The 4,464-nt window shown below is 53.1% G+C and carries 4 protein-coding genes and 5 tRNA genes; 3 read left to right on the forward strand and 6 right to left on the reverse strand.

Annotated elements, in window-relative coordinates; translation table 11 throughout:
* The coding region (locus tag BBW68_RS13480) for a transposase (RefSeq protein WP_148127683.1) at positions 1–202 on the forward strand (202 nt) is incomplete at its 5' end.
* A gap of 227 nt (positions 203–429) precedes the next feature.
* Positions 430–1,608, forward strand: coding sequence for a 3-demethoxyubiquinol 3-hydroxylase (gene ubiF, locus BBW68_RS13485; protein ID WP_070135747.1), 1,179 nt, complete (start codon positions 430–432; stop codon positions 1,606–1,608).
* A gap of 110 nt (positions 1,609–1,718) precedes the next feature.
* On the opposite strand, the gene BBW68_RS13490 is transcribed toward ubiF, so the two are convergent.
* The 6 genes from BBW68_RS13490 to asnB all read right to left on the reverse strand — a co-directional run bounded on the left by BBW68_RS13490 (position 1,719) and on the right by asnB (position 4,074).
* Positions 1,719–1,793 (reverse strand) — tRNA-Gln (locus BBW68_RS13490).
* A gap of 7 nt (positions 1,794–1,800) precedes the next feature.
* A tRNA-Met gene (locus tag BBW68_RS13495) sits at positions 1,801–1,877 on the reverse strand.
* 43 nt (positions 1,878–1,920) lie between these two features.
* A tRNA-Gln gene (locus BBW68_RS13500) sits at positions 1,921–1,992 on the reverse strand.
* Between the two features lie 23 nt (positions 1,993–2,015).
* A tRNA-Leu gene (locus BBW68_RS13505) sits at positions 2,016–2,100 on the reverse strand.
* Positions 2,101–2,112: 12 nt separating this feature from the next.
* Positions 2,113–2,191: transfer RNA gene (locus BBW68_RS13510), tRNA-Val, on the reverse strand.
* A gap of 218 nt (positions 2,192–2,409) precedes the next feature.
* Positions 2,410–4,074: an asparagine synthase B gene (gene asnB, locus BBW68_RS13515; protein WP_070135748.1), complete on the reverse strand. Its 1,665-nt coding sequence runs from the start codon at positions 4,072–4,074 to the stop codon at positions 2,410–2,412.
* A gap of 243 nt (positions 4,075–4,317) precedes the next feature.
* Here asnB and BBW68_RS18510 point away from each other — a divergent pair, with 243 nt between their 5' ends.
* Positions 4,318–4,446, forward strand: coding sequence for a transposase (locus BBW68_RS18510; protein WP_148127685.1), 129 nt, complete (start codon positions 4,318–4,320; stop codon positions 4,444–4,446).
* Positions 4,447–4,464 lie beyond the last annotated feature (18 nt).

Consider the following 4,464-nt stretch of genomic DNA (forward strand, 5'->3'; position numbering starts at 1 on the left):
CGCCGACAAAAAAGACCGGCAAAATCACATCAATGGTATCGAGAATTTTTGGAACCAGGCGAAGCGCCACATGCGTAAATTTAACGGTATTCCGAAGGCACATTTCGAGCTGTATCTGAAGGAATGTGAGTGGCGATTTAACACTCCAAGTGCAAAACAGCAATTAACTATTTTAAAACAGATAGTTAAAGGTAAAATTTAAACCTTATCTAGGACAGCCCCTTATTTTATGTCATCGATTGCCATTTGTCATGCAGAAAGAGGAGCAGGGCGTGTATTTTGTCGTACAGAGACGCCCGTGAAGCCCGTGTTGCGGCGATCTGATTGTCATAAAAAATTCCGGTATACTTAATAACGCTCAGGATAACAGAATTTAGCCGGTGAGGTGTAGCTACACAGCACGCTAGGTCAGGCCGGTGAAGGAAAAAAATGACGGAAATAAAGCAGAAAGTGGACGTGACCATTGTCGGTGGCGGCATTGTGGGCGCAGCACTGGCTAGTGGCTTGGCGCAGCACGGTTTTCAGGTTGCAGTGCTGGAGCAGAAAACGCCGGCAGTGTTTGTAGCGGGGAGCGATCCGGATGTGCGTATTTCCTCTATCGGTGCTGCCTCCGCTGCGCTGCTAAAACAGCTTGATGTCTGGCCGGCGGTGCTGGCGATGCGCACAGTGCCTTACCGCAAGCTGGAAACTTGGGAGTGGCAGACCTCGGCGGTCAATTTTGATGCCGAGTCGTTTGGCCTGCCAGAACTGGGCTTCATGGTGGAAAACAGCGTGTTGCAGCAGGCACTGTGGCAGCGATTGCAGCAGCAGCCGGTTCAGCTGCTTTGCCCGGCATGCCTGCGCGATTTGCAAAGCAAAAACGGCGGCTGGCAGTTAACGCTGGATAACGGTGAGCAGCTGCACGCGCGGCTGGTGGTCGGCGCTGACGGAGCGAACTCTCAAGTCCGCCAGCTGGCCGGGATTGGTATACACGGCTGGAATTATGCTCAGTCGTGCATGTTGATCAACGTGCGCTGTGAGCTTGACGCGGGCGATACCACCTGGCAGCAGTTCACCCCGGATGGCCCGCGCGCATTCCTGCCGCTGTTTGATAGCTGGGCGTCGCTGGTGTGGTATGACAGCCCGGCACGCATCCGTCAGCTGCAGGCGATGAGCATGCCCCAGCTGAAAAAGGAGATTCAGGCACACTTCCCGCCGCGAGTGGGTAGAGTGACCCCGGTCGTCGCCGGTTCTTTCCCGCTGGTGCGCCGCCATGCCACGCGCTATGTGCTGCTTGGTCTGGCGCTGGTTGGCGATGCGGCTCACACCATTAATCCGCTGGCGGGGCAGGGGGTGAACCTCGGATATCGCGACGTTGATGCGCTGATTGAGGTGCTGAGTGAGTCGCGGCTGCGTGCGGAGGACTGGGCATCCGCAGCCGTATTACAGCGCTATCAGCGCAAACGCCTGAAGGACAACCTGCTGATGCAGAGCGGGATGGACATGTTCTATTCTGCATTCAGCAATCAGTCGGCCCCCCTGAAGGTGCTGCGTAACCTTGGATTGATTGTCGCGCAGCATTCGGGCGTGCTGAAGCGTCAGGCATTGAGGTATGCGTTAGGTTTGTAGCATCGGTAGGGTGGTGGGCTGAACGAAACAGAGAGTCAGCGATCTTTTCCGATCGGCCCTTTGTTTGTTAAGACGTAAAAAGGCCCGCGCAAGGAAGCCTTTTTACTTATTGGCTGGGGTGCAGGGATTCGAACCCCGGAATGCTGGTATCAGAAACCAGAGCCTTACCACTTGGCGACACCCCAATAAAATTGGTGGCTACTACGGGAATCGAACCTGTGACCCCAGCATTATGAGTGCTGTGCTCTAACCTACTGAGCTAAGTAGCCTGATTTTACTGCTTTACTGCTAATATATACTACCAAAAAATAGCTGGGGTACCTGGATTCGAACCAGGGAATGCCGGTATCAAAAACCGGTGCCTTACCGCTTGGCGATACCCCATCCGTGCGGACCGCGCTTGGAAATGGTGCGGGAGGCGAGACTTGAACTCGCACACCTTGCGGCGCCAGAACCTAAATCTGGTGCGTCTACCAGTTTCGCCACTCCCGCGCAAAAAAAAGATGGTGGCTACTACGGGAATCGAACCTGTAACCCCAGCATTATGTGAGTGCTGTGCTCTAACCCGCTGAACTAAGTAGCCATCTTTTTTCGCATAACCTTTTGCTGCGGAGCGCATTATGCGGAGTTGGTCCAAAAGCGTCAACAAGTTTTTTGCCGTTTTTTTTATCACAATCGTGTTGTTTACACGCCTTGTAACCATCATGCCGATAAAATCAACGAATTCTGATTCTAACAGACTCAGCGGGTAAATAAAAACGGGTCTAAGCGGCTCGTTTTAGCTTTTCAATCCATGACTTATTAGTAAGCGGACTGGTGCACGCCTACGGCTCGGCCAGACGGATCGTCCATGTTTCTGAACTCTTCGTCCCATTTAATCGCTTTAGCGGAAGAACAGGCCACTGACGGGCCACCCGGCACGCACTCTACCGCGCTGGTCAGCGGGAACAGCTCTTCAAAGATTTCACGGTACAAATACGCTTCTTTCGAGTTCGGTGTGTTGTACGGGAAGCGGAAGTTCGCGGTTTGCAGCTGCTGATCGCTTACTTGCTCTTTCGCCACTTCTTTCAGGGTATCAATCCAGCTGTAGCCAACGCCGTCAGAGAACTGCTCTTTCTGGCGCCATGCCACGCTCTCCGGCAGGTAGGATTCGAAGCATTCGCGCAGGATGTGTTTTTCCATTTTGCCGTTGCTACCGCACATTTTATCCTGCGGGTTGATGCGCATCGCGACATCAAGGAATTTCTTATCAAGGAACGGGACGCGGGTTTCAACACCCCAAGCAGACATCGCCTTGTTAGCGCGCGCGCAGTCAAACATATGCAGCGCGTGCAGCTTGCGCACGTTCTCTTCGTGGAACTCCTGGGCGTTCGGCGCTTTGTGGAAGTAAAGGTAGCCGCCAAACACTTCATCGGCACCTTCACCGGACAGCACCATCTTAATGCCCATGGCTTTAATCTTACGTGACATCAGGTACATCGGCGTGGAGGCCCGGATGGTGGTCACATCATAGGTTTCGATGTGATAGATCACATCGCGGATAGCATCCAGACCTTCCTGCACGGTGAAATGAATTTCGTGGTGCACGGTGCCGAGATATTCCGCTACCGCTTTTGCCGCTTTCAGATCGGGTGAGTCTTCCAGACCGACCGCGAAGGAGTGCAGCTGTGGCCACCAAGCCTCGCTCTTGTCCTGGTCTTCTACACGTTTGGCGGCAAAACGCTTGGTCACGGCCGAGATAATCGAAGAGTCCAGACCGCCGGACAGCAGCACGCCATAAGGCACGTCTGACATCAGGTGACTTTTTACTGACTCTTCCAGCGCACTTTTCAGCGCAGCGGCGTCAGTGACGTTGTTTTCTACCGCAGCGTAATCAAACCAGTCGCGCTGCCAGTAGCGGCGGATCTCACCGCTGGTGCTCGACAGGTAGCTGCCCGCCGGGAACTCTTTAATGCTGCGGCACACTGGCACCAGCGCTTTCATTTCTGAAGCGACATAGAGGTTGCCGTGCTCATCGTTACCCATATACAGCGGGATGATACCGATATGGTCACGACCAATTAGCCAAGTGTTTTTCACGCTGTCATACAGAATGAAAGCGAACATGCCTTCCAGATCGTCGAGGAAATCGATGCCTTTCTCCTGATATAGCGCGAGGATCACTTCGCAGTCAGACTCGGTTTGGAACTCATAGCGATCGCTCAGCTGAGCGCGCAGCGCCTGATGGTTGTAGATTTCACCGTTTACTGCAAGGACATGGGTATGTGCTGCGTTGTACAGCGGCTGTGCGCCGTTGTTAATGTCAACGATCGACAGGCGCTCATGGATGAAGATCGCTTTATCATCAGCATAGACACCGGACCAGTCCGGGCCACGGTGGCGCATCAGGCGAGAAAGCTCCAGCGCTTTCTTACGCAGTTCAACCGGATCACTTTTCAGATCGAGCACACCAAAAATAGAACACATAAACAGCTCCCTAACGACTTACATTGCGGTGGTGATATTGGTTTGAACGACAGTTACCGCGTGATGTATAAGAAAATGCGCTAACGCGGCAGGTGATGCAAGTAATTTAATCATTAGGTGAAAAATGAATTATGGTCATTTGTGGTGTATGGGGATTCAAGGAAGGTGGTGTAGTGGCACACTGATACTGGCCACCTGATCGGAAGGTGATATTCTCACCTTCCCAACACCACAGGTGACCCAATGGCTAAACATTTCACGCCAGAATTTAAGCTCGAAGCGGCGAAGTTAGTTGTCGACCACGGCTATACCTACGTTAAGGCCGCAGAGGCTGTCGCTACCGATGTAAAACTGGCCCACCTGCCGATGTAAATCTGACCCACCCAGGGT

This window comes from Candidatus Erwinia dacicola, from assembly GCF_001756855.1.
GTDB classification, from domain to species: domain Bacteria; phylum Pseudomonadota; class Gammaproteobacteria; order Enterobacterales; family Enterobacteriaceae; genus Erwinia; species Erwinia dacicola.

Bases quoted from the DNA above. Each gene is read 5' to 3' on its own strand.
- ubiF (WP_070135747.1), top strand. From the start codon at position 430: ATGACGGAAATAAAGCAGAAAGTGGACGTGACCATTGTCGGTGGCGGC.
- asnB (WP_070135748.1), bottom strand. From the start codon at position 4,074: ATGTGTTCTATTTTTGGTGTGCTCGATCTGAAAAGTGATCCGGTTGAA.
- BBW68_RS18510 (WP_148127685.1), top strand. From the start codon at position 4,318: ATGGCTAAACATTTCACGCCAGAATTTAAGCTCGAAGCGGCGAAGTTA.